Annotated in this window: 18 protein-coding genes; 15 read left to right on the forward strand and 3 right to left on the reverse strand. The window is 48.4% G+C overall.

What is annotated here, in order from left to right; genetic code table 11:
- The first annotated feature begins 13 nt into the window (after nt 1–13).
- Together B8987_RS06460 and B8987_RS06465 are read left to right on the forward strand one after the other, a co-directional pair.
- Nucleotides 14–553, forward strand: a complete 540-nt coding sequence (locus B8987_RS06460; RefSeq protein ID WP_084661019.1) for a sensor histidine kinase — start codon at nt 14–16, stop codon at nt 551–553.
- Complete coding sequence (locus B8987_RS06465) at nt 510–1118, forward strand: response regulator transcription factor (protein ID WP_020375297.1); 609 nt, start codon at nt 510–512, stop codon at nt 1116–1118. Before B8987_RS06460 ends, B8987_RS06465 begins: the two co-directional genes overlap by 44 nt.
- A gap of 343 nt (nt 1119–1461) precedes the next feature.
- On the opposite strand, the gene B8987_RS06475 is transcribed toward B8987_RS06465, so the two are convergent.
- Together B8987_RS06475 and B8987_RS06480 are read right to left on the reverse strand one after the other, a co-directional pair.
- Entirely contained in the window at nt 1462–2130 is a 669-nt protein-coding gene (locus tag B8987_RS06475; RefSeq protein WP_242940631.1) for a class I SAM-dependent methyltransferase, read from the reverse strand.
- A gap of 341 nt (nt 2131–2471) precedes the next feature.
- Nucleotides 2472–3530 carry a hypothetical protein gene (locus B8987_RS06480; RefSeq protein ID WP_139793477.1) on the reverse strand — a complete coding sequence of 353 codons (1059 nt, stop codon included), beginning with the start codon at nt 3528–3530 and terminating at the stop codon, nt 2472–2474.
- Between the two features lie 736 nt (nt 3531–4266).
- On the opposite strand from B8987_RS06480, the gene B8987_RS06485 reads away from it, so the two are divergent.
- From B8987_RS06485 to B8987_RS06510, 6 genes are all read left to right on the forward strand, one after another.
- The gene (locus B8987_RS06485; RefSeq protein ID WP_084661022.1) at nt 4267–5001 is read left to right on the forward strand and encodes a response regulator transcription factor; all 735 of its coding nucleotides are present in this window, start codon (nt 4267–4269) and stop codon (nt 4999–5001) included.
- The gene (locus B8987_RS06490; protein ID WP_084661023.1) at nt 4998–6215 is read left to right on the forward strand and encodes a diguanylate cyclase domain-containing protein; all 1218 of its coding nucleotides are present in this window, start codon (nt 4998–5000) and stop codon (nt 6213–6215) included. The genes B8987_RS06485 and B8987_RS06490 overlap by 4 nt, the downstream gene beginning before the upstream one ends.
- Nucleotides 6216–6418: 203 nt before the next feature.
- On the forward strand, nt 6419–8092 hold the full coding sequence (locus tag B8987_RS06495) for a sensor domain-containing protein (RefSeq protein ID WP_176213170.1): 1674 nt from the start codon (nt 6419–6421) through the stop codon (nt 8090–8092).
- 273 nt (nt 8093–8365) lie between these two features.
- Nucleotides 8366–9379, forward strand: coding sequence for a flagellar assembly protein A (locus B8987_RS06500; protein WP_084661025.1), 1014 nt, complete (start codon nt 8366–8368; stop codon nt 9377–9379).
- Between the two features lie 222 nt (nt 9380–9601).
- Nucleotides 9602–10837 (forward strand): IS110 family RNA-guided transposase, encoded by a 1236-nt coding sequence (locus tag B8987_RS06505; RefSeq protein WP_084661026.1) that lies wholly within the window; start codon nt 9602–9604, stop codon nt 10835–10837.
- Nucleotides 10838–10901: 64 nt separating this feature from the next.
- Nucleotides 10902–11717, forward strand: coding sequence for a hypothetical protein (locus tag B8987_RS06510; protein WP_084661027.1), 816 nt, complete (start codon nt 10902–10904; stop codon nt 11715–11717).
- 289 nt (nt 11718–12006) lie between these two features.
- Here the strand turns inward: B8987_RS06510 and B8987_RS06515 are convergent, their stop codons facing one another.
- Nucleotides 12007–12429, reverse strand: coding sequence for an OsmC family protein (locus tag B8987_RS06515; RefSeq protein ID WP_242940692.1), 423 nt, complete (start codon nt 12427–12429; stop codon nt 12007–12009).
- A 338-nt stretch (nt 12430–12767) separates the two neighbouring features.
- On the opposite strand from B8987_RS06515, the gene B8987_RS06520 reads away from it, so the two are divergent.
- The 7 genes from B8987_RS06520 (at nt 12768) to B8987_RS06550 (ending at nt 21734) form a co-directional block, all read left to right on the forward strand.
- On the forward strand, nt 12768–13715 hold the full coding sequence (locus tag B8987_RS06520; RefSeq protein WP_084661029.1) for a sensor domain-containing diguanylate cyclase: 948 nt from the start codon (nt 12768–12770) through the stop codon (nt 13713–13715).
- 219 nt (nt 13716–13934) lie between these two features.
- Complete coding sequence (locus B8987_RS06525; protein ID WP_242940632.1) at nt 13935–15512, forward strand: fatty acyl-CoA synthetase; 1578 nt, start codon at nt 13935–13937, stop codon at nt 15510–15512.
- A gap of 223 nt (nt 15513–15735) precedes the next feature.
- On the forward strand, nt 15736–17358 hold the full coding sequence (locus B8987_RS06530; RefSeq protein ID WP_242940693.1) for a class I adenylate-forming enzyme family protein: 1623 nt from the start codon (nt 15736–15738) through the stop codon (nt 17356–17358).
- Nucleotides 17355–17948, forward strand: coding sequence for a TetR/AcrR family transcriptional regulator (locus B8987_RS06535; RefSeq protein ID WP_084661031.1), 594 nt, complete (start codon nt 17355–17357; stop codon nt 17946–17948). The genes B8987_RS06530 and B8987_RS06535 overlap by 4 nt, the downstream gene beginning before the upstream one ends.
- 57 nt (nt 17949–18005) lie before the next feature.
- Entirely contained in the window at nt 18006–18776 is a 771-nt protein-coding gene (locus B8987_RS06540; RefSeq protein ID WP_084661032.1) for an SDR family oxidoreductase, read from the forward strand.
- 158 nt (nt 18777–18934) lie between these two features.
- The gene (locus B8987_RS06545) at nt 18935–20401 is read left to right on the forward strand and encodes a 4-hydroxyphenylacetate 3-hydroxylase N-terminal domain-containing protein (RefSeq protein ID WP_084661033.1); all 1467 of its coding nucleotides are present in this window, start codon (nt 18935–18937) and stop codon (nt 20399–20401) included.
- 361 nt (nt 20402–20762) lie between these two features.
- The gene (locus B8987_RS06550) at nt 20763–21734 is read left to right on the forward strand and encodes a LacI family DNA-binding transcriptional regulator (RefSeq protein ID WP_051350997.1); all 972 of its coding nucleotides are present in this window, start codon (nt 20763–20765) and stop codon (nt 21732–21734) included.
- The last annotated feature ends 1 nt before the right edge of the window (nt 21735 follow it).

Here is a 21735-nt window from a genome sequence, read left to right on the forward strand (position 1 = left end):
CGGAAGGTAAGATTTGAAACGGACCCAATGGAATAAGGGCCAGGAAGAAACCGAGTCGTTATTAGGGATCGCCCGCCGTTCTTTGGATGAAGTGCGGCAGGTGGTTGAGACATTGCCAAGTTATACTCCTGTCTTCGATATGGTTAATGAACTGAAGCGGGCTAAGATTGAGACCACGTTAGATTGGAATCCCCCTGTGACAGCGAGTCCTCGACTTCAGGCGGATTGGGATTTGATTTTGCGAGAAGGGATTACAAATATTCTGCGTCATGCCCACGCCAGCACCGTTCGTATTCAACTCAGGGGCGATGATAACGGCTGGACATTGGTCATTGAAGATAATGGGAAAGGGTTCAGTCAAGCCCATGGGCACGGACTTCAAGGAATAAAAAGTCGGGCCGCAAAATGGAATGGAAAAGTGGATATTATAAGCTTTCCGGAGCAGGGCACATCCCTTGTGATCACAGGAGAATTTGTTGAGGTCTCAAAAGGAGCGTGCGAAGACATCTATGATTCGGATTATGATTATCGAAGACCAATCTCTGGTGCGTGACGCCTTGGTGGCCTTGCTGTCCTTGCAGCCCGCCATTGAGGTCATTGGATATGCGGCCTCCGGGCAAGAAGGGGTGGAGCTGGTCCGAAACCTCAAGCCCGATGTAGTGCTCTTGGATATTCAAATGCCACGCGGAGACGGGATTTGGGCGACACGCGAAATCCGCCGCCTGTGTCCTGATGTCCGCTGTTTACTCTTGACCACGTTTGCTAAAGATGAGTACTTACGCCAGGGCCTGGCCGCAGGAGCATCCGGTTATGTGTTAAAGGACACGCCCACTGACGAAGTGGTTCGGGCCATCGAAGCGGTTTTAGAGGGGAAGATGTGGATTACACCCAGTATGCAAGCCCGCCTGTCGGAATTATTTCAGCAAGACGCCTTGACTGAAAGGGAACGGAAGGTGCTCCAACTCGCCCAAAATGGCGCGACAAATCGTCAGATCGCAGCCGCTTTATTTTTAGCGGAAGGCTCGGTAAAAAATCTATGGACGGAAATCTTCAGTAAGCTTTCCGCTAAAAATCGCGTCGAAGCGATTGCGATTGCCCGGGAAAAAGGAATTATTTAACATCGTTCAAGCTTCTCACGATGTTGATCAACCCATTGCGGAGACCAGCTAAAACTTTATGGTGAGGAAACACAATGGCTGACGACGGGTTTACGCGATGTTTGGGGACCGGCATTTACAGTCTGTGGGGCCTCAAGGATTTGCTGCATGCGGCTGTCTTTTTCATCTCGCTCACGATCAAGAAGGCCATGCACTCAGGTGGGCTGATGTCGTTCGGATTCATGGCACGGTGTTCACTCCCCGTTCGTCCTTTTTGCAGCTGGCGTCTGTGAATGGGATGAATTCTTTCGATTTTTAGATGATATACCGAGTAGATCGTATTAAGACTCTTGCGACATTCCATTTATTTCATTCCAAATACAGCGTAATCTTGTGGACCGTAGAGCCATTGATTGAGGGCGTGCACCTGAGGAGAATTCACGGGCAATTGCATGTGCTCAGGAACAGACGCGAAGAATTCTACTGTTACTGGTTCAAAACCCGCTTGCTCAACCATAAATTTCAATAAATCTGGAGGCAATGGCAATGTATGAGTTGGGTCATATGCAAAATGGTTCCATGCCCATACGGACGATACGTTGACCGTCTCAAGAATCAACAGCCCTCCGGTACTTAATGCATTGTACGCGAGATTGATAGCTTCCCAGACTAAAGGAGCAGACCAGTGTTCTACTACTTGGAACGCTGTGACTACCGATAATGAATCGGCGGGCCGATTTCGAAGATATTTTATCGCGTCTTCACAATGAACGGTAAGGCCTTGTTCGATGAGGCGTTGAGCTTGCAAAGGGTTTAATTCGATGCCAATGGCCGGAATATGGGCTTCATGCAATATTGTCAACCATTCTCCTCGACCAGAACCGATATCCAAAACCGGTTTTTGCAACGAGTCATAAATTGCCTGAACTTTACCCTTATAGCGGCGTTCTTGAACTTGTTTGATAGACTCCACTGACCCGCGAAATTTATCGGCATGTCGATCCATGAATTCATTCCACGAAATGCTCATCATATCCCGTCCCTTGATTGGTATATGCCCTATTATAGGCACCTCATACGACCCGTTTCTAATCAATAAGGAGGAAAAGGTTATTTTTCTTGGAAATTCCTTGTCGTAATCGATTCCCCGCACTTGAACTTGACTACGTTAGTATTGATTAGGCGGGGTGTGAGCATATTCGCTCAGGGGCCATCCGATGATGTACAGATGATCCATGAAAGTTTCTTTAAACCCATGCGGCAATGCCGATTGTTGGATTCGACATGGAGCTATGGACCGCAATTCTAACCCAGACTCTTATTAGAAAAATAGGGTGACCGAAAACGCGTGGCGCAACTCTAGCGCCGAAGTCTTTACACATAATGACTAAGTATGAGGCGCAGCATGTTCCAGAAATTCTTTGTCTTTTCGCCGGAAAAATAGCCGGGCCAGGGACTAAAGACCACGAGCACAGGGGAATGCAGAACGTGATGAGGATTTATCGGCCATAGCCCCACCGCACGGGGGGATACAAAGGGGGGGCGATGAACGCTGTCGGGACTGGCAGATGGGAGGTTGCGGAATATAACCTGTCCTTCGCTTCGGGTTTGGTGAATTAGGGAATCAATGTCTAAAGACTCCGGGACACGGCGGGGTATAGCGCCAGCAAGGACGTGCCCCGTGTGGTAGGAATCTTGTTCATCCACTAACACGATGCCAGTAAGCTGTTCACGCTGCTGGAGTTCACGGAATATCTCGCGAAGATCTGTGGATATCCCTGGCGCCGGACTAAAAGAGGTGATGTGGGCAAGAGTTCTGGCTAGGACATCCCAGCGCCAAGTGTCCATCCCTTGATAGGCTTGCCACTGAAGATGCAAGCCTCTAATTAACCGCTTAGTGATTAACAAGCGAAGACTGTGATGTTCCCATGAGTTGTCAGGCAAGATGCGCTGCAACGTTTGCCATTCCAGCTGAAAGAATTTCAGCATAATGTGTGCAGGCCATCCTTCTACGAATAAGGCTTTTCCACGCTGAAGTCCTACAGCTTGTCCTGGTGAAGAAGGAAATGGGGATGACAAAAGGTGCTGCAAGTAGTCCCGGTGACGATTTTTAAGGAATTCAAAATCGGACGGTGTCAAATCATGGCCCATGGCATTGATTGCATGATCGATTTGGATAGTGTTGTAACAAAATTCGACCGCCTCATGAATATATTGGTCCCTCAAATGACCATTCCACATATCCCATAAATTCGTAGGATTTGGACCGTGATGGTCTTCTACATGGTTGACCAAAGCTGGGCTATCTTCACAATGGGTAAAAAGATCCATGGCAGCTGTCGTTAGTTCCCTCTTCATCCGGTCTAAAATCTCTTCGACCTGTTCAATGGATTCAAGTAATAACGTTTGTAACGGCATCGGATATACGCTCATAAGACATCCCTGTTGTATGTGACATTGCCCGAAACAATGGGTGAAATTATAAGTTTCTTCCCTTTTATGTGGGTGCTTGTAACATCAAGAAATTTTTTGTTCTCACATATTCTCTATGATCTTCTCTTTACTACGTTTCGTAAAATTTCTCTCCGCTATGATTCCCACTACTGTCACCATAATCGGTGGGTATGTCGGGTTTGTTACATGGTTATGACAATAATTGAGCGAGATGTTACACCATGGTGGATGGTGATACCAAAAAGCCATTCAGTTATCGTGCGGAAACGACTTACTACCGAATCCCCGGGAAGAGAGACATTAATATCCCTTTGGAAGTCTTTTGCAAAAACCCAGTGTTTGTCTCAAAGACCCAGGTTACGTGAGCCGAAAAGGAATAAAAGACAGCTGGACAGTCCACACGATGTGATTTCGTGATTCGCCTCTGTATTGTGACTGGCGAACTTTCTCAGTCGATAAGCTCTTTTAGTGAAAACTCAAAGATTTATGCGTTCAAAATCATGGGATTTGACGCAGTCATGGAGGATGATCTTGTTCCATCGTTTACCCTATAGGTGACAGGGTTCGACGATTTCCGCAAGGACAAATCGTCATTCATAAGGCTCACCCTTTTTCTAGCGAACTCATGTTGTCAAATGTGTGTCATTCCCCCGTAGCACAGAGGAAATCATTCCTTGTTATTTTGAGGAAGCAAGAATGTTAGGAGAATGTTGAGATGGCGGGACAACAAAGTATCAACATTTTAGTTGTGGCAGAAAGAGAACGTGACCGTCTCACCTGGTCTGCCGCGTTGGAGCATTTTGGACTGACGGTGATCCATGTTGCCACAGGGCACGACGGCATTCGCGAATTACGCCAAGGTGGGATTGATGTCGTCATCTTGGAACGCCGCATTTCTGATCCGCATGGGCTGATTGTCTGTCAGGAAATGCGGCGCCATTCTGCTACACCGATTGTGATGATTGCCGATACTTTCGACGAATGGGATGAAGTGGCGGCTTTTCGGATGGGTGCTAGTGACTATCTGACCAAACCTGTGGCTATTGGACGCTTACTATCGCGCATTTACCGGCTTGCACGGGCAGGGCCGCACATTGCCGATGCGGCACGTGATGCGGATGAGTTCCTGGTTTATCTGGACCAACAAATTGTGTCATTTAAAGGACACGAATTGACGTTGTCGGCCCGGGAAACCAAGTTATTGGAAGTGCTCTTTAAGGCCCCCAAAGTCATTCTGACCCGGGAGAGTCTCTTAGATCAAGTCTGGGGTTTGGAATCGTTAGATTTGGAAGTGCGCACGGTTGATGTCGCCATTGCCCGTTTGCGAAAAAAACTTCAAGACCATTTTTCTATTAATCCGATTGAAACCGTTATCGGCACGGGCTATCGGTATCGATCGGACGTCTTGCGGGTACGGTTTGTGACATCCCAGGAGGTGATCTCGTCATGAACGATAAATTATGGGATCCAAGTCGCGCACGATTTCAAACGCGTGCACGCATCTTGCTACACCATTTAACCCTACTGAAAAATCTTTGGACCTTGGGCCCTATGACCGAACGCGAAGTCCGAACATTATGGTTTTATTTATTTCAACTCGCGGGAACGGGAGTGGCCTTAGACTATTCTGACATTATTCCAGGAGCCCGCGGATTTTTAGAGTGGGTTCAAGAAACCGTTAGGCAAGGCAGCATGAGAGGAGAGGAATTTCAACAACGCTTGGATCAATTTCTTGAGATACCCCGTCACCTGATTGCGGGTCAAGAAATGGCACCGGAGTCTTCCGCTCAGGTGGTGTGGGGAGATCGCCTTGTCGTTGTGGATAATAAGCCTACGCTGTTGTGGGAAAAGGCTCTCCGTCAACATGCGGTTTCTATTTTCACGATGCCGTTTTCTCCAACCCAGGTATTGCGCACAGCACGAATCATGCGTCCTCACATGATTCTATTAAACGCTGCCAGCCCTGTGCGTGAACTCGAGTCATTGTGTGCTGTTTTACGTGACGACCGCCGGTTAGACGGAACCGCAGTCTATCTCTATGTGCGTGCGGAACAAAGCGAACTGCCCGCGAAACTCTTGCGTCATATTGATGGACTTATCACCGATTACGAACGTTCTGAGTCCATGGCTGCCCAGATTCTTGGGATCTTGGCGCGGGTCAATCAACGCCGGGAATCAAGTATTTGGGATCCGTATACGGATCTTTATTCTCTGGCGTATTTGCGAGAACGGTTAGAAGAAGAAATACTGCGGCAGCAACGGCAACCAACACGCTTAGGCATTATTGCTCTCACGTGGGATCCGCGAAGTGTCCATACGATGGATGAGGAACCTGGTCGAACCTATCTGATTATCCGGCGTCTGGCCGAGTATTTACAGTCTCAGATTCGGCGTTCAGATGTCGTCGCGTACGACGGGATGGGGCGATTTTATTTAGTGCTTTTCGAGGCTAATCGCCGGGTGATATCCGAGCGAACGAAAATGATACAACAACAAATTCGTACTGAGACCGACATGGGGCTTGGGTCTTTGCTCACAGGCATGGCTTTGGCACCCGATCATGGTAACGTTCCCGAAGATTTATTTACCCATGCCGACCGCGCTTTATGGGACGAATTAGAACAGGCTACGGTTCCGTCCTCGTTATCAACGTTATCTCCCTAAAGGGTTTTTTGTGAGGTTGTCGGACCTTGTTGTGAAGAGGTTTCCTCTAGGCAATTTACCAGATGAATTAGAGATACGTGAATGAAAAGAGGTGGTGTACCCAGCACATTTTGGCTCTCTTTTATTTGAGCCAATTACGGTGACGGAGACGAAGAAGTCTTAAGGTGACAATTCCCAAGCGGCACATGATAAGGAGTTTGACAATGATAGAAGATTTTACCATGACAATACTCATGAATATGACCGATGGTGTCTATCTAGTAGATCCAGAGTCAAAGCGTCTGGTTTTTGGCAATCCTGTCCTTTTAACAATGCTGGGTTATGGAAAGGATGAACTGAAGGAATTAACCATCTACGATCTGATTGTGAGTGACAAGGATCGGATTGATTCTTACCTGCAGCGGGCCTTTAAGAAATGTCGCCTGCATATTCGCGAGGGAGTGTTCCGCCATAAAATCGGAACGTTAAAGAAACTGGAAATTCACGCCACTCCATGTTGGGGACATGATCAATCATTGTTGTTCGTGCTCGTTAGAGAAGTGACAGGCAATGTGGATGCATCTAGTACTCCCTCTTCTTTTCAAAAGGCAGGGGAATACGACCGAGATCCATTAACTGGCTTGATGACACGCTGGGCTTTTCAACAAAAAATCCAAGAAAGCCTAGGCACTACAACCCAGGGAACCTTATTTTGGTTGGACATTTCCCATTTTGTGGATATCAACAAGGATCACGGCTTTTTAATGGGGGATAGCATCCTGAAAATGTTCGCCGAGCGGCTGCAACATAGTCTCCAAGGTGACGCCATAATGGCACGGATTGCCGATGATGAATTTGCGTTATGGTCCCCTTATGACCGGGACGCATTGATGGTCGCCCACACCATCCTTCATGCGGTGACCCGTCCTTACCTCGTCGATGATGATTTTCTCCGTTTAACCGTGTCTATGGGGGTTGTGCGCTATCCTGAAGATGGCGTCCATGTTGACGCCTTGTTCAGCCATGCGTTAGAAGCCTTGTGCCAGGCCAAAGAGGTTGTGGGGAACACCATTTGTTCGTTTGATGCGCAATATCATCAAGACAATTTGCTGCGGGTCAGCTTGAAGAGTCAAATTCCCAAGGCTCTTGAAAATCAGGAATTTCGCTTGGTTTATCAACCCCAGATTGACATCCAGACGAAAACATTGATTGGTATGGAAGCGCTGGCCCGCTGGGAAATGCAAAGAGGCACGATGGTGCCGCCTGGTCAGTTTATTCCCATTATGGAACAAATGGGATTGATTGGCGCATTTGGCACATGGGTTATGAAAACCGCCTGTGTCCAAAACAAAACCTGGCAAAATGCCGGATTAAGGGCCATTAAAATGGCTGTGAATGTCTCAGCCCAACAGTTTTCCGACAATCAGTTGATGGCGGCGGTTGAAGAAGCATTGGCTGTGAGTGGATTAGATCCGCAGTGGATTGAGCTCGAAATTACAGAAGGTACAGCCATGCAAGATATTGAGCGAACGCGAGCTGTACTACGAGATTTGAAAAATGTTGGGATCAATGTGGTCCTGGATGATTTCGGGACGGGATTCTCATCGCTAGCCTATTTAAAAAATCTCCCCTTGGATGGTTTAAAAATCGATCTGAGCTTTATTCAACAACTTCCCCATAGTGCCACCGATAGAGCGATTGTGATCGCGATTCTTAAGATGGCCAAGGTTCTCAATCTATACGTGATTGCGGAAGGAGTAGAGACTGCAGCGCAACTTGACTTCTTACAAGATGAAGGCTGTGACATGGCACAGGGGTACTTCATTAGCCCTCCGAAACCGGCTCGGGACCTAGAACCGTTGTGGGATGAAATGGGACAACGCTCGCAAGTACAATGAGAGACCATCAACGGGGAGTGCAGGATGAACCATGAAGAGGAGTATCAACCAGTCGCTTATGGTCAGGAGTGTCCAGCGTGAGAATTACAAAGAACATGCATGGGGAAAGAAAACGGTAAAAAGGGCATGGAGGAGGCTTTTGATTTTTGCCAGCGATTATGGTGGCCATCGACAAATGGCGCGTTTGGGAACGTGGAAGCATTTATCTATTAGATGATGATTACATGATTTAAGGAGATTAATGGAAGACGTATCGCTAATGAGGTGGGTTATGTGCCAGCATGGATAGCACGAATTCGGGACACGGTGAAAAATATGGTCCGGGGATTTCATACGTCATTACACCAGGTGAGTCATCTCGCCGGATTTTTGCCTGGGCGCCACGAGGCATCGGGACGGATTTGGATTGATGACGATGGTCATGTCCACGTGCAAAATCCCCGCGCACTCCATGGACTATATCCTGTCATCCTGGTTCCGCCCGCGGAAAGTGGGATTACTGTCGAAGTCAATGGACAAAAGGCCAGAGGGAATGAAATCGTTGTGCAAGCCTCAGATCAGATTGTGATTGACACCATTCCCCAGCCACCCCTTTCCCGTTTCGACGTCCATGTCGATGACGCGGGCATGTCCGCCGTATTGACCGTAGAATATCGTATGGGACTGACTCGTCTGATTGAATCCACGGAGCCCGCAACCCGTCTGGTTATTCCGGTAAAAACTCAGATGGAATCTCCTCGACCTATCACCGTAGAGGAGGTCCTTAGCGAGTTAAATCGTATAGGCATTCACAACGATCGTGTGGATTATGCAGCACTCCTGGATTTTGTCAATCGACAAAAGTCAGGTTCGGTCACTGTGGCTCTAGGCATTCCGGCCGTTTCCGGCACCAGTGAATCCTATCAACCCTTGCCGCTAGAGACAAAGACTCGGTATTACCGGGGAGTGGCTGTTGATCGCCCAGAATTTGTAGAAATTGGCGAAATTATCGGGATTTTGGTTCCGGGTGAGGCTTCCCATCCCGGGATTACCGTGTGGGGTACGCCTATTCTCCCCACTCCTCCTCCTCCCAATATGTTTAAACTTGGTGATGGTGTCGAGATGATGGAACGTGGGATGCACTTGGTGGCGACCCGTAGCGGTCGGGTTCGGTGGGAACCTGGCAGTGTGCGGGTGATTCCTGAAAAAATCCATGTAGGCCCTGTGCGAAAGACATTGACCTACGATGGGGATTTAATCATTGAAGGAGACACCCATGCCCCGAATTCGGGGCACCCACGGATATGAAAAAAGGGAGTGAGTTGCGCTATGCTGAAGACAGCCTTCGGCCGAGATCGGTTTCTCTCTGATGCTGCGAGCTCGCGAAGGAGACGGAGTCCGGCCTCGTTGAGCACCCCCGATTGTTGCGCTCCGTCGGCTTGCGCCGACGGGTAGCACGCACAGGAGAATTCGTCAGCGCTCCGAGGCTGCCGGAGGCCTGATTATTCTACACGCGTTGAGGTGAGTCGCATGGACTTAGAGGTTGTGGTCACTCATGGCGCCGGGTTGGACGTCCACAAGAAGGTCATTGTCGCCACGGTGTTGACGCCGACGGTGAACGAGACGCGGTCGTTTGGCACCCTCACCCCCGATCTCTTGGCGTTAGCGGATTGGCTCCAATCCTGTGGGGTCACGCACGTGGCGATGGAAGCGACCGGAGTGTATTGGAAGCCCGTGGTCAACTTGTTGGAGGCGTATCCCTTTGAGGCCGTAATGGTCGTCAATCCCCAGCACATTAAGGGCATGCCGGGGCGGAAGACCGACGTGCAGGACTCGCAGTGGATTGCCGGGTTGCTCCGGATTGGCGCGTTGAAGGCCAGCTATATTCCGCCGCGTCCGCAGCGGGAGCTGCGGGAGATCGTGCGCTATCGGACGAGCCTACAGCAAGCCCGCGCCACGGAAGCCAACCGGATCCAAAAGGTGTTGGAAGGGGCTAATGTCAAACTCGGGAGCGTCATCAGCGATGTGTTGGGCGTTACCGGCCAGCGGATTCTCGCCGCCTTGGCGGACGGCGAGACCGACCCGACGGCTCTGGCCGATTTGGCCGATCCCCGGATCCGCGCCTCCCGGGACACCCTGATCCAGGCCTTGACCGGCTTGGTGACGGCCCATCAGCGCTTGATGCTCCGCGTACAGCTCCAGCATGTGGCCTTTTTGGATCGCCAGATTGCGGCGCTGTCGGAGGAAATCGCCACGCGCCTCGAAAATTTTGACGACGCCCTCGCCCGCTTGCAAACCATCCCTGGGGTCGAGCGTCGTACCGCCGAGATCATTATCGCCGAGATTGGGACCGATTTGCAACGGTTCCCGTCCGCCGGGCATCTGGTCTCCTGGGCCGGCTTCAGCCCCGGACAGCACGAGAGTGCGGGGAAAGCCCGACCGACGCGCACCCGCAAGGGCAGTAAAGCGCTGCGGGCCGCCTTGACCCAAAGTGGCCACGCCGCCGGCAAGACCCGGACCTATCTGGGGGCGGTGTATCACCGCCTCGCCGGCCGCCGCGGGAAGCAACGCGCGGCTGTGGCGACGGGACGCCACATCTTGATCGCGGTGTATGCGATCTTGCGGACCCCGGGGGCTGTCTACGAAGATTTGGGCGCTACCTATTTTGATCAGCGGGATCGGCAGGCCCTGGTCCGCCGGGAAATTCGCCGGCTCGAAGCCTTGGGTTATCGGGTGCGGGTGGAGCCGACCTCGCAGGCGGGCTAACACTACCGGCGGTGCTCACCGGAATCTATTTTTCACAGGAGACGTCCAAGGAAAAGTTACGGTTGTGGCTTCTGGACAGATCATCGTCACGGGATCGGTGATGAATGCGGAAATTGTGGCCAAGGAACAAGTCTGGATTTTTGGCGAAACGCAAGGAACCGTCATCTATTCAGGTCATAAGGCGGTGGGTGATCAGGATGTCCAGCAACAATTGCGCCGATTAAATGAAGTTTTATGGATATTGGAGCACGGTTACCACCAAGTGTGTGAACGGATGCCTGAGACCCCGGTTGTGCCGGGTAAAATTTTTGCATGGCTGGTTCAAACAAAATTTCCGGAATGGCGCTCATTGGTCCAGTGGTTAGAGAAAATGCGGTCGCGTTCTCCCTACCGAAAAAATCCGGATCTCCGCCTGTTGGTCGAAGACATTTTGCCTTTGATTGAGCGAGAGCAATTGTTTCACATTCAGGATGTTACCCTGCTCGAGCGTATTCATGAAGGCATTCAGCACTATATGGATGCAGCTCAGCACTCGGAGCAAGGTGAACAGCTATCCGGGGTATATTTGAAAGTCGCTGTTCACACGATGATTCGCAGTTTAGGATCTGTCACGCTGCAAGACGCGCGCTTATGCGACATTGAATCGGGTGAGTCCGTGGATATCAGTGGGCAAATGATTGGGGGCAATATCACGGCGCAAGAGAGCATAACCGCGCGTATTTTGGGCTCAGAAGAAGGGATTGATACCTTGGTTTCGGTTGTAAATCCTAATGGGTGGATTCGCAGTCATGTGATATACCCGCAGACCGTAGTGCAAATTGGCACCTATACGGAAGATTTCACTACAGCTATGACGGATGTTGTGATCGACCAAGTGTGATGGGTTTTGAGAGTATGCGGTGCGTGAATATTTTTGTTATGCTAAAGAGCATGCCACGACTCTTTGAGGCCAGTTCTTTCTCTTGAGAATGCAATCTCAATAACATAAACGCCTAATCCTTTACGGATAGGCGTTTACAAAAAGGTCCCAAAGATTTATGCAAATTTGCTGATGAACCCTGAGTTTTTACAACGGGAAATACCGTTGGCAGGCGATGATGTTCGAGACTGAACAGGATGTTATTGTGTTCCACACGATCTGGCGTTTTTCTATCCCCGAATAGAGAGGGTTATTGAACATGCCAGGTTTCTTGTATCGGAATGCCGGCTTGCTCGATAAGTCGGTGAACCGGGCAGCGTCTTCCCACTTCCTTGCGGACAAAATCTAAGTCGTCACGCGGAATTCCTAAGACGCTAACATCTAATATCACGGTGTGAAAATATGGGGGAACAGTCGCATCTCCGCGTAATCCACGGGGATCGAGTTCCCCGCGGGCATGAAATTCGGAACGAACTTCGGTCCAACCCTTTTCGTGAGCAACCATTTGGAGAACAACATTCATACACCCGGTGAGGGAACCTAATAGCAATTCCAGTGGGTTGGGCTTTTCGGGCTCGCCACCCATACGTTGCTCAACCGACCAAAATTCCGCGGTGTGAGTACGGTGAAAGCCTGTTGCCCCTTTCCCCTGGGTTTTGATTTCAAATGCCATAGTAGCCACGGTGTTCAACTCCTATAATTCATATCAAGCTAATAGGAATTATTGATTTCTTGACAAAAGATGTCAACATGTTTTGTGGGGATTGACAAAATTTCTGTCAAAGTTGTGGATTCAATGATGCAACGGGTGGTAAACATTTGAACTAACAAGCGATATTGTTTACTCAGTAAAGTTGTATCATTTCCCTAGGTGCGGAATAGATGGGTTACGCATATTTCATCTGACACTTCTTCGCTACAATTGTCTTAATATGAACGTACGGAAGCCGAGTAGGTAAGATAAGAGATATCGTGCCGAGAAGCAGGAAGTTTAATGAAGGGACCGGGACAATGACAGCAACATGGGAGAAGACACAACAAGCGCTACGTCAGGTGTTAATGGAACTTCATGATTTGGTTCCCACGCGCGATGTGTTCATTGTGTTAGCGCCATCGAGTCCCTTTACCATGCTTTCCACCCATATTGCCAAAGAGAAAACAAAAGATGACCGCTATCCGAGGCTGATGGCCCAGATTTATTGCCAAGAAGTTCAGCGCACAGGACAAACCTTGATGATTTCCGATACGCGGGAACATGCGCTTTTTAGTGCAGCGCAAGATTCATCCGTCTTAGCTTATCTGGGCAGCCCCATTATGAGCCCCGATGGCACGATTTTTGGCACCGTCTGTGCCGTGCACGATGCGCCTTATGTTTTCAGCGACCAGCAATATCGCACCATTGTGATGGTCGCGCATTTGTTAGGCGTATTGCTAGGTATTGAGCAATCTGCGCTCATGGATTCCCTCACCGGTGTCTATCACCGGGTGTTTTACGATCAATATCTGCATTTTGATGCGATTGAACTAGGGAGTACATGGGGGATTGTCTTTATTGATGGCGATAACATGAAGCAAATTAATGATGAATGGGGTCACCGAATTGGTGATTTGACAATTTGTGAGCTTGCTCGCCGGATTTCTATCACTGTCCCCGAACCCCGGTATATTATTCGCCTGGGGGGCGACGAGTTTGTGGTCGTTCTCCCTCATCTCGACTCTAAAGATATTTACCAATATTTGTGGTCTATTGCGGAACGGATCGCTCTTGTCACATCGCAGCCGATGATATTTGATTCCGCGACAATTCAGGGCTCAACCAGTATTGGAATTGCCTGGGCTCCTGTACACGGAACGAACGTCTCTCAAGTCATGCACCAAGCGGACTTAGCTGTGTTGGATGCTAAAGCGGCAGGAAAGGCTCGCATTGTTGTGGCCCCGATTGATCCTTCTAAAGAATAGCGTGGACGTGATAAGGAGATGTTTTGCACTTGTTCAGTGTCTCCTCATCACGGGTATGTCGTGTGAGATGATCTCAATTTAATAAAAAATTCCTAAAAAGAGTTGTTAAATGATTGGAAAATTTGTACAAAACATGGTAGAGAACATTTTGCTTTTGCAAACTTTCCAGGATTTTGACGTTCGTTTTCGTGAGCAAGAGCAGGGAAAGAAGGTTAGCTAATGATGTTCGATGATATGATGAGGTGGCAGAATCAGATTCGTCGGAATACGCTCGGCGATTTATTACGCCGGGTTGCTGGTCGTTCTCCTGACAAAACTGCAGTTTACTTTGGCGACGAGATGCGGAGTTATGCGCAGTGGAATCGCGAAGTGAATCGTCTAGCCTTTGGCTTAACTTCTATAGGAATCTGTAGTGGCGAGCATATCGGTTTGGTGGCTCGTAATTCGCTTCGTTTTCTCACACTTGTTTTGGCTCTTGCCAAAATGGGGGTCGTGGTTGTTCCGGTTAATCCGACACTCACCAAAGACGAGTTCATGTACATTTTTCGTAATGCAGAGATTTCAGGTGTGGTATCGGATGCGGCAATTAAAGACCGGGTGCAGGCAGCGCTACCCCAACAGAATTCTGTACAATTCAAAGCACTGTTGGATGGTGCGGCACCGGGATGGTTATCGTGGGATCAACTTTTCGCGGAGCAAGAGGACGAATATTGGAGTGACGTGGATGACAATTATATTGCACAAATTCTTTACACAAGTGGGACTGAATCCCGCCCTAAAGGAGTGATTTTAACCCACCGCAATCTCATTGATCAATTCGTCAGTATAATCATGGCCGGAGAATTTCGATCGGATGATGTTGTCTTGCACGCTCTGCCGTTGTTTCATAGTGCTCAGTTAAATGCATTTTTTGGACCGTTTTTATATTTAGGGGCTACGCATGTTTTGACGGAAAAACCTGAACCTTCGCGGGTACTAGACCTCATTGAACGCTACCGCGTAACGCAATTTTTCGCTCCGCCTACAATTTGGATTGGACTATTGCGTTCACCCCAGTTTCAGCCAAAACGACTTCGGTCATTGACTAAAGCAGTTTATGGAGCCGCTATTATGCCTACGCAGGTATTGAAGGAATTGGGTTCTAAAATGCCATGGATTCGTTTTTGGAATATGTATGGAATGACGGAGATGGCACCGTTTGCAACAAGTCTTCCTCCTGAAGAGCAATTAACGCGTCCGTTATCTGTAGGAAAACCCGGAATTAATGTGGAAATGGCCGTGCTTGATGATGATGAAAGGGAAGTAAAACGGGGAGAATTGGGTGAAATTGTGCTGCGAAGTAGTCATGCCATGCAGGGGTACTATAATAATCCGGAACGAACACATGAGGCTTTTCGATACGGCTGGTATCATACCGGCGACGTGGGATTTATCGATTCACAAGGTTATCTGACGGTTGTAGACCGTAAAAAAGACATGATAAAGAGCGGTGGCGAAAACATCGCCAGCCGAGAAATTGAAGATGTGCTCTATACTCATCCGGCTGTCTTGGAATGCGCGGTATTGGGACTGCCTCATCCCTATTGGATAGAGGCTGTTACCGCGGTCGTGGTGTTACGCGATGAGATGACAGCGAGTGCTGAAGAGTTACGAGATTTCTGTCGCGCGCGTTTGGCGGGATATAAAGTGCCGAAAGCCTTTTTATTTCATACACACTTGCCCAAAAACGCTAGTGGAAAAGTGCTAAAAGCACAGTTGAAATCTATTTGTGAGCGCCAAGTGAATTGGTTGGAATAAGCGCTGATAGCTTGAAAGAACGGCATCATAATATTACAAACTGCCACTGCGGATGTCTGTTATAAAGTCTAAGTTATTTGAATAAACCCTATATAAAGAAATTTGTGCTGGATAGTTAAGGGAATTTGTGTTACTGTAGACCAAACCGACCGGTTGGTATGGTTTGTGGTAACACAGTGATGGCAGGATCAGTCGAGGAGTAGGGAGGTATGACAGTGTGACCATGAAGGATATGGCTCCCAAAACAATGATTGAGGCCCTCCTGAATGGGTTTAATTTCTATCCTCAACAAACCGCAATATACTACTATGATACCCAATGGCCCCTACATGAGTTAGTTCAGCAAATTGAACATGTGGCTGGAGGTCTCAAAGTCTTGGGGGTTAAACCCAAAGACCGTATTGCTGTCATGTGTCAAAATATGCCTGCTTATGTTGTGGTGTGCTTTGCGATTTGGGCTTTAGGGGGCACGGTTGTTCCCTTAAATATTATGTTAAAGGCAGAAGAAATTCGTAAAGAAATTGAAGATGCAGGGGTTATAGGTATTATTGCCTTGGAATCCAGTCTGCTTCAAATTCCAGAAGATGTGATGTCAGGACGATTTGGTGTGAGCATCTCTGACTGGCAGGATTTTGAAGGTGAAGCTCCCCACTTTCTTCCTCGAATTCAAGACGCCTTAGATGGTCTAAAAACGACCACATGGACTGCCTATACAGATTTGTGGGCATTCACACCGTGGACGCATGATCTGTGGATTACTGGAAATCCAGATGATGTCGCACTGTTAACCTATACATCGGGAACAACGGGCCCTTCTAAGGCGGCAATGAACACGCACGAGCAATTACTACACAGTGCTCATATTTATGAGAGGCTTGCCCAATTAAACGAGAAGGATGTGAATGTGGTTTTTGCACCCTTATTTCATATCACGGGAGCAGTTGCCGGAATGGCCGTATCTATTCGTGTTCGCATGCCGATGGTCTTACTGTACCGATTTGACGCTGATGTGGCACTAAAAGCCTTAATAAGGCATCGGGGCACATTTACTGTCGGTGCGATTACCACTTATTTAGCATTGTTAAACCATTCTCACATTGAAGAGGTCGATTTATCACACTTTGCCAAGGCTTATAGTGGAGGAGCACCAGTCGCATCCGCGGTTGTGGAACGCTTTGAGAAGGTAACGGGATGTTATATTTACAATGTTTATGGGCTGACCGAAAGTGCCAACGGAATTGTCATTACACCATGGGGCGAGCGTGCACCGGTTGATCCCGACTCGGGCGCGTTGTCTGTGGGCAAGGTGGGGCCTGGCATCAGGGCGGAAATTCGAGATTTAGAAGATAGGAATCATGTATTAGAAGCGAATCGAGTGGGAGAACTCGTCTTGCAGGGGCCGTCCCTAACCCAGGGATATTGGCAAAAACCGGAAGAGACCAGCCGTGCTTTTCTCGATGGGTGGTTCTTTACGGGCGATGTCGCTAAAATCGACGAAGCGGGATGGATCTATATTATTGACCGGAAGAAAGACCTCATTATAACATCAGGCAACAAAGTCTGGCCGAGAGATGTGGAAGATGCTCTCTATTTGCACCCGGCTGTTAAACAAGTTTCGGTGGTTGGCTTACCCGATTCTTACCGGGGAGAAGCAGTAACAGCTTTTATCGTGGTCAAAGACGGTTTTCATCCATCCGAGGAGGAGCTTATCGTGTTTGCCCGCGAAAGACTGGCGACTTATAAAGTGCCTCGCCGCATTATATGGGTTGATGAAATTCCCACAACGCCCACAGGGAAATTCTTACGGCGATATTTGCGTGACAAGTTTGGAGGCATGTTGGCATGACTGAGACTTCGGCACTTTCTGTGCCTGAACGGCTTATCGAGGCGGCAACGCATCTTTTCGCAGAGCGGGGTTATGACGCCACATCGGTCGCCGAAATCGTCGAATTTGCTGGAGTGACAAAAGGTGCCCTGTATCATTATTTTCAGTCTAAAGAGGATTTGCTAGAAGCTATTCACCGCAAGTTTATTAGTGCCGAAATCGCGGACGCCGAAGAGATTATGTCCCGTGGTCAAGATCCCGTGACGACATTGAAGGCGATGATCACAGCCCTCATACGGTCGATTGCTCAATATCAACGGGAAGTTACCATATTCTTTAGAGAAATGCATCGACTGCCGCCCAAGGCCTTTGATGATATTGAGAAATCCCGTGATTATTACGCGGGTTTGATGCAATCGGTTATTGAACGGGGACAAAATCTTGGGGTGTTTCGCACCGAACAATCACCCCGGTTAGTGACATTATCCCTCTTTGGAACGTGTAATTGGATCTACACATGGTATAACCCGCAAGGTCCTTTGTCGCCCGATGAAATTGCTGAACAGGTATCGCGCCTCATTTTGCATGGAATCTGTGAATCATCCTCTTAGCTCTATTGCTAAAGTAGAACAGCAAGCGGTCGAACGAGAAAGAAGGGAGGTTAACAAGTGACCGTTGGAGAATTGATGCGATGCGATGGCAAAGTTGCCTTAGTGACGGGGGGCGGACGAGGACTAGGACGAATTCTGGCTACAACCTTGGCCGAAGCGGGAGCAGATGTTGCAATATGTTCTCGGAAACTCAAGGCGTGCGAAGAAACGGCCGAGTTGATAAAACAACATGATCGACGTGCCTTAGCGTTAACTTGTGATGTCACCCAAGTCGAGGATGTTGATCGTGTGGTGAATACGGTTATCGCCCAGTTTGGACGCATTGACATTCTAGTGAATAACAGTGGAGCAACATGGGGAGCCAGTGCATTAGAGATGCCCTTGGCGGCATGGCACAAGGTGATCGAAACCAATCTGACTGGGACCTTTTTGATGAGCCAGCGTGTGGCTCGCGTGATGAGTCAGCAGGGAGGAGGCAAGATTATCAATGTTGCCTCGGTGATGGGACTTGTGGGAAGTGACCCGGAGATACTCGATGCTATCGGGTATAGTGCGAGCAAAGGGGCCATCATTACCCTCACTAAAGATTTAGCAGTGAAATGGGGAAAGTACGGCATTACTGTCAATGCCATAGCTCCCGGGTTCTTTCCAACGAAAATGTCCCGAGTGATTCTCGAAGAGCACGGGTCAGAAATTTTACGGCGAACTCCCTTAGGGCGTTTTGGCTCGGATGATGATCTTAAGGGCGTTATCGTTCTCTTAGCGTCAAGAGCTTCAGATTTCATGACAGGAAGCATCATCGTGGTTGATGGAGGTTTAACCGCGTAAATCTCTTTTGGTCTTCACAAGGATTTATCCAACTTTTCATAAGGCTACCTGTCTTCAATCGGGGAACGGATTCTCTCATCGGGTTCCGGTTGTTCCTACATCAGACGATAATTTGCTGAAAGAAACATACCAACCAGTAGGTATGAAGGAGGATTCACATGTTACAGCGTGAAGAGGAGTATTATGCGTCGCTGCGCGATGGGCGACGTGTGTTTTACCGGGGAGAGCTTGTTGAAGATGTGACGGCTCACCCCGTTTTAGGGAAGGCTATACGTCATGCCGCTGTGGACTTTCGTATGGCCCATGATCCGGCTTATCGAGATTTAGCCGTGGTGTCTGAAGGTCATGACAGTTTTAGTCGCTACTACGCGGTCCCCCAAACCGCTATGGACCTGAAACGCCGCCGCGATTTAATTGCCGAAGGAACGAGGCTTGGAGGAACGGTTGTTCCCTTGATTCATGAAATTGGGACGGACGCGTTATTTGGATTGCTCGAAGTGCTTCCTGATGTGGATGCACGCTATGGAACCCATTATACCGAACGAGTAAGGAATTTTTGGACAAAGGCTCGCAATCACGATTGGGCTCTCGCTGTTGCCCAAACTGACGTAAAAGGCGATCGTAGTCGACGACCTGCGGATCAAAAAAGTCCCGATGCTTATGTCCGAATTGTTAATCGCTCTTCGGAAGGAATTTGGATTCGTGGAACCAAGGTACACACATCGGTTGCGATTAATGCTAACTGGCTCCTTGTGTTGCCGACCCGAGAAATGCGGGCAGCGGACCAAGATTATGCTGTGTGTTGTGCTGTTCCCGTTAATGCTCAAGGATTAACGTTAGTTGCCAGTCCCTATTTAGAACATGCTACCGATGTCTGGGAACATCCTTTGAGTGCCCAGCACAAGATGGTGGAAACGGTGACGATTTTCGATGATGTCTTTGTACCATGGGATCAGGTGTTTTTAGCAGGTGAATGGGATGCCGCCGGGGCAATTGCCAAAGCCTTCGTGGAATTTCACCGGTTTACCGCAGTGTCTTATAAATTACCATTACTACAAGCTCTTGTGGGCGTCGCATCATTACTGGCCGAATATAATGGGATTCGACATGCTCGGCATGTACAAATGGCCCTAGGAGATTTGGTGTTGTATGAGATGACAGTCCGCTCTATCTTGGATAATGCCGCCGAACAAGGACAACGTGTGGCATCTGGGATTTTCCGGCCCAATATTCCCTTAGTGAATCTAGCGAAATATCATTTTGCAACGGGACTACACCAAGCCTTTCACCGGGTTCAAGATATCGCTGGAGGTCTTTTGGTTACCGCTCCTAGTTGGGAAGACTGGCAGAATCCTCAATTCGGAGAATGGTTTGAACAAGCTTTTGCCGGACACGAAATTGGGGGATTTGAACGGATGGCTGTTATGCATCTCGCCAGTGATCTGGTGGCCTCCGAATTAGCTGCTTACCATCTAGTGCTGGCGGTTCATGCGGAAGGGTCGATTGAGGCAGAGCGAATGACGATTGTCAAAGATTATCCATGGGCCGAAGCAGAAAACGAAATTCGCCGTCTTGTGCGAGAAAATAATAAGTACCAACGGGGCTTAAGAAAGTTGACGGAATAATGTGAAGTGCTTGTTGCATAAAGGCTTTCGTGCCTTTTATGTTGGTTACGAACACGGCATGAGTCTTGAAACTCTTCCAATTAGTTTAAGAAAGCAGTTTAAAAAATTTTTCACACATAATCCCGAAGCGTGTAGTGAAATATACTCAAAAGGACTCCTTTGGTCTATGAGTGGACTGAAGGAGTTTAGTGTTTCTGTCGACATACTTTGCATGTTCTCGATATGCAGGTGTTATGCAGAATACTTTGTGAATTAATTAACTTTCTGAAGTTATTGACTTATTCGTCTAAAGGTATTGTAATAATATGTGAAACGTTTACGGTAAAGGTTTACGTGTAAACGTTTATATGGAGGGAATTATGTGGCGACCATACGTGATGTAGCGCGAATTGCAGGTGTCTCCATTGCAACAGTTTCGCATGTGATGAATGGTACACGGCCTGTTGCCGACAGTACACGACAGCGAGTCTTTGCAGCGATGAAAGAATTGCACTTTCAACCTTCGGCATTTGCGCGTGGAATGCGCCTTAGATCGTTTAAGACTATTGGTCTCATCATGGGTGACTTTTCTGACCCGTTTTATGCCCAGATCTTTCAAGGTTTGGAACGGGTTGCATCACAGTTTGGATATTCCGTCATGGTGGCAAACACGAACGAAGATGCCACGATCGAGTTTCAAGCGATTCAATTGATGATTCAAAAAGGACTCAATGGCTTGGTTGTTGCACCGTGTCCCAATGATAAAGATGCACGGGACCTCATTGAAACATTAGATTTTCCTACTGTTCTTATTGACAGGTTATGGGATGGCTCGTCACTCTCCAGTGTTGTACTAGATAATCATCATGCGGCGGAATTACTGGTTGATCATCTATTTAACCGTGGTCATCGAGATATTTTGTTTGTTGCCGGACGTATTGGATTGTCGACAACAAGTGAACGGTTAGAAGGTTATATCCAGTCCATGGAAAAGCGGAATCTAAAGCCGCTAATCGTCAACGGAGGATCTGTTGTAGAAGGCGGACGAGAAGCCGCCAAGTGGTGGCTGACCAATCTTCCCCATACTACTGCCATAATATGCGGTAACAATCTCATGATGACGGGCCTTCTCGAAGTTTTGGAGGCTCACGGCGCATTTCCCGGTAACGTTACTGTTGTTGGTGTTGATAACGAAGCTTGGACAGGACTCATGATTCCTCCAATTACTGTTATTGATCAACCAGCTGCGAGCATGGGTGAAGAAGCAGCACGTTTACTAATTGATCGCATCGAACGAGGTGTAACCGAAACAAAGAAAGCGGTATTTCCGGGGAGATTGGTTTGTCGGGATTGAG

Source organism: Sulfobacillus thermosulfidooxidans DSM 9293, assembly GCF_900176145.1.
Lineage (GTDB): Bacteria > Bacillota > Sulfobacillia > Sulfobacillales > Sulfobacillaceae > Sulfobacillus > Sulfobacillus thermosulfidooxidans.

Bases quoted from the DNA above. Each gene is read 5' to 3' on its own strand.
- B8987_RS06535 (WP_084661031.1), top strand. From the start codon at position 17,355: ATGACTGAGACTTCGGCACTTTCTGTGCCTGAACGGCTTATCGAGGCG.
- B8987_RS06505 (WP_084661026.1), top strand. From the start codon at position 9,602: ATGGACTTAGAGGTTGTGGTCACTCATGGCGCCGGGTTGGACGTCCAC.
- B8987_RS06545 (WP_084661033.1), top strand. From the start codon at position 18,935: ATGTTACAGCGTGAAGAGGAGTATTATGCGTCGCTGCGCGATGGGCGA.
- B8987_RS06525 (WP_242940632.1), top strand. From the start codon at position 13,935: ATGATGTTCGATGATATGATGAGGTGGCAGAATCAGATTCGTCGGAAT.
- B8987_RS06475 (WP_242940631.1), bottom strand. From the start codon at position 2,130: ATGATGAGCATTTCGTGGAATGAATTCATGGATCGACATGCCGATAAA.
- B8987_RS06530 (WP_242940693.1), top strand. From the start codon at position 15,736: ATGAAGGATATGGCTCCCAAAACAATGATTGAGGCCCTCCTGAATGGG.
- B8987_RS06485 (WP_084661022.1), top strand. From the start codon at position 4,267: ATGGCGGGACAACAAAGTATCAACATTTTAGTTGTGGCAGAAAGAGAA.
- B8987_RS06480 (WP_139793477.1), bottom strand. From the start codon at position 3,530: ATGAGCGTATATCCGATGCCGTTACAAACGTTATTACTTGAATCCATT.
- B8987_RS06465 (WP_020375297.1), top strand. From the start codon at position 510: ATGATTCGGATTATGATTATCGAAGACCAATCTCTGGTGCGTGACGCC.
- B8987_RS06490 (WP_084661023.1), top strand. From the start codon at position 4,998: ATGAACGATAAATTATGGGATCCAAGTCGCGCACGATTTCAAACGCGT.
- B8987_RS06495 (WP_176213170.1), top strand. From the start codon at position 6,419: ATGATAGAAGATTTTACCATGACAATACTCATGAATATGACCGATGGT.
- B8987_RS06520 (WP_084661029.1), top strand. From the start codon at position 12,768: ATGACAGCAACATGGGAGAAGACACAACAAGCGCTACGTCAGGTGTTA.
- B8987_RS06515 (WP_242940692.1), bottom strand. From the start codon at position 12,429: ATGGCATTTGAAATCAAAACCCAGGGGAAAGGGGCAACAGGCTTTCAC.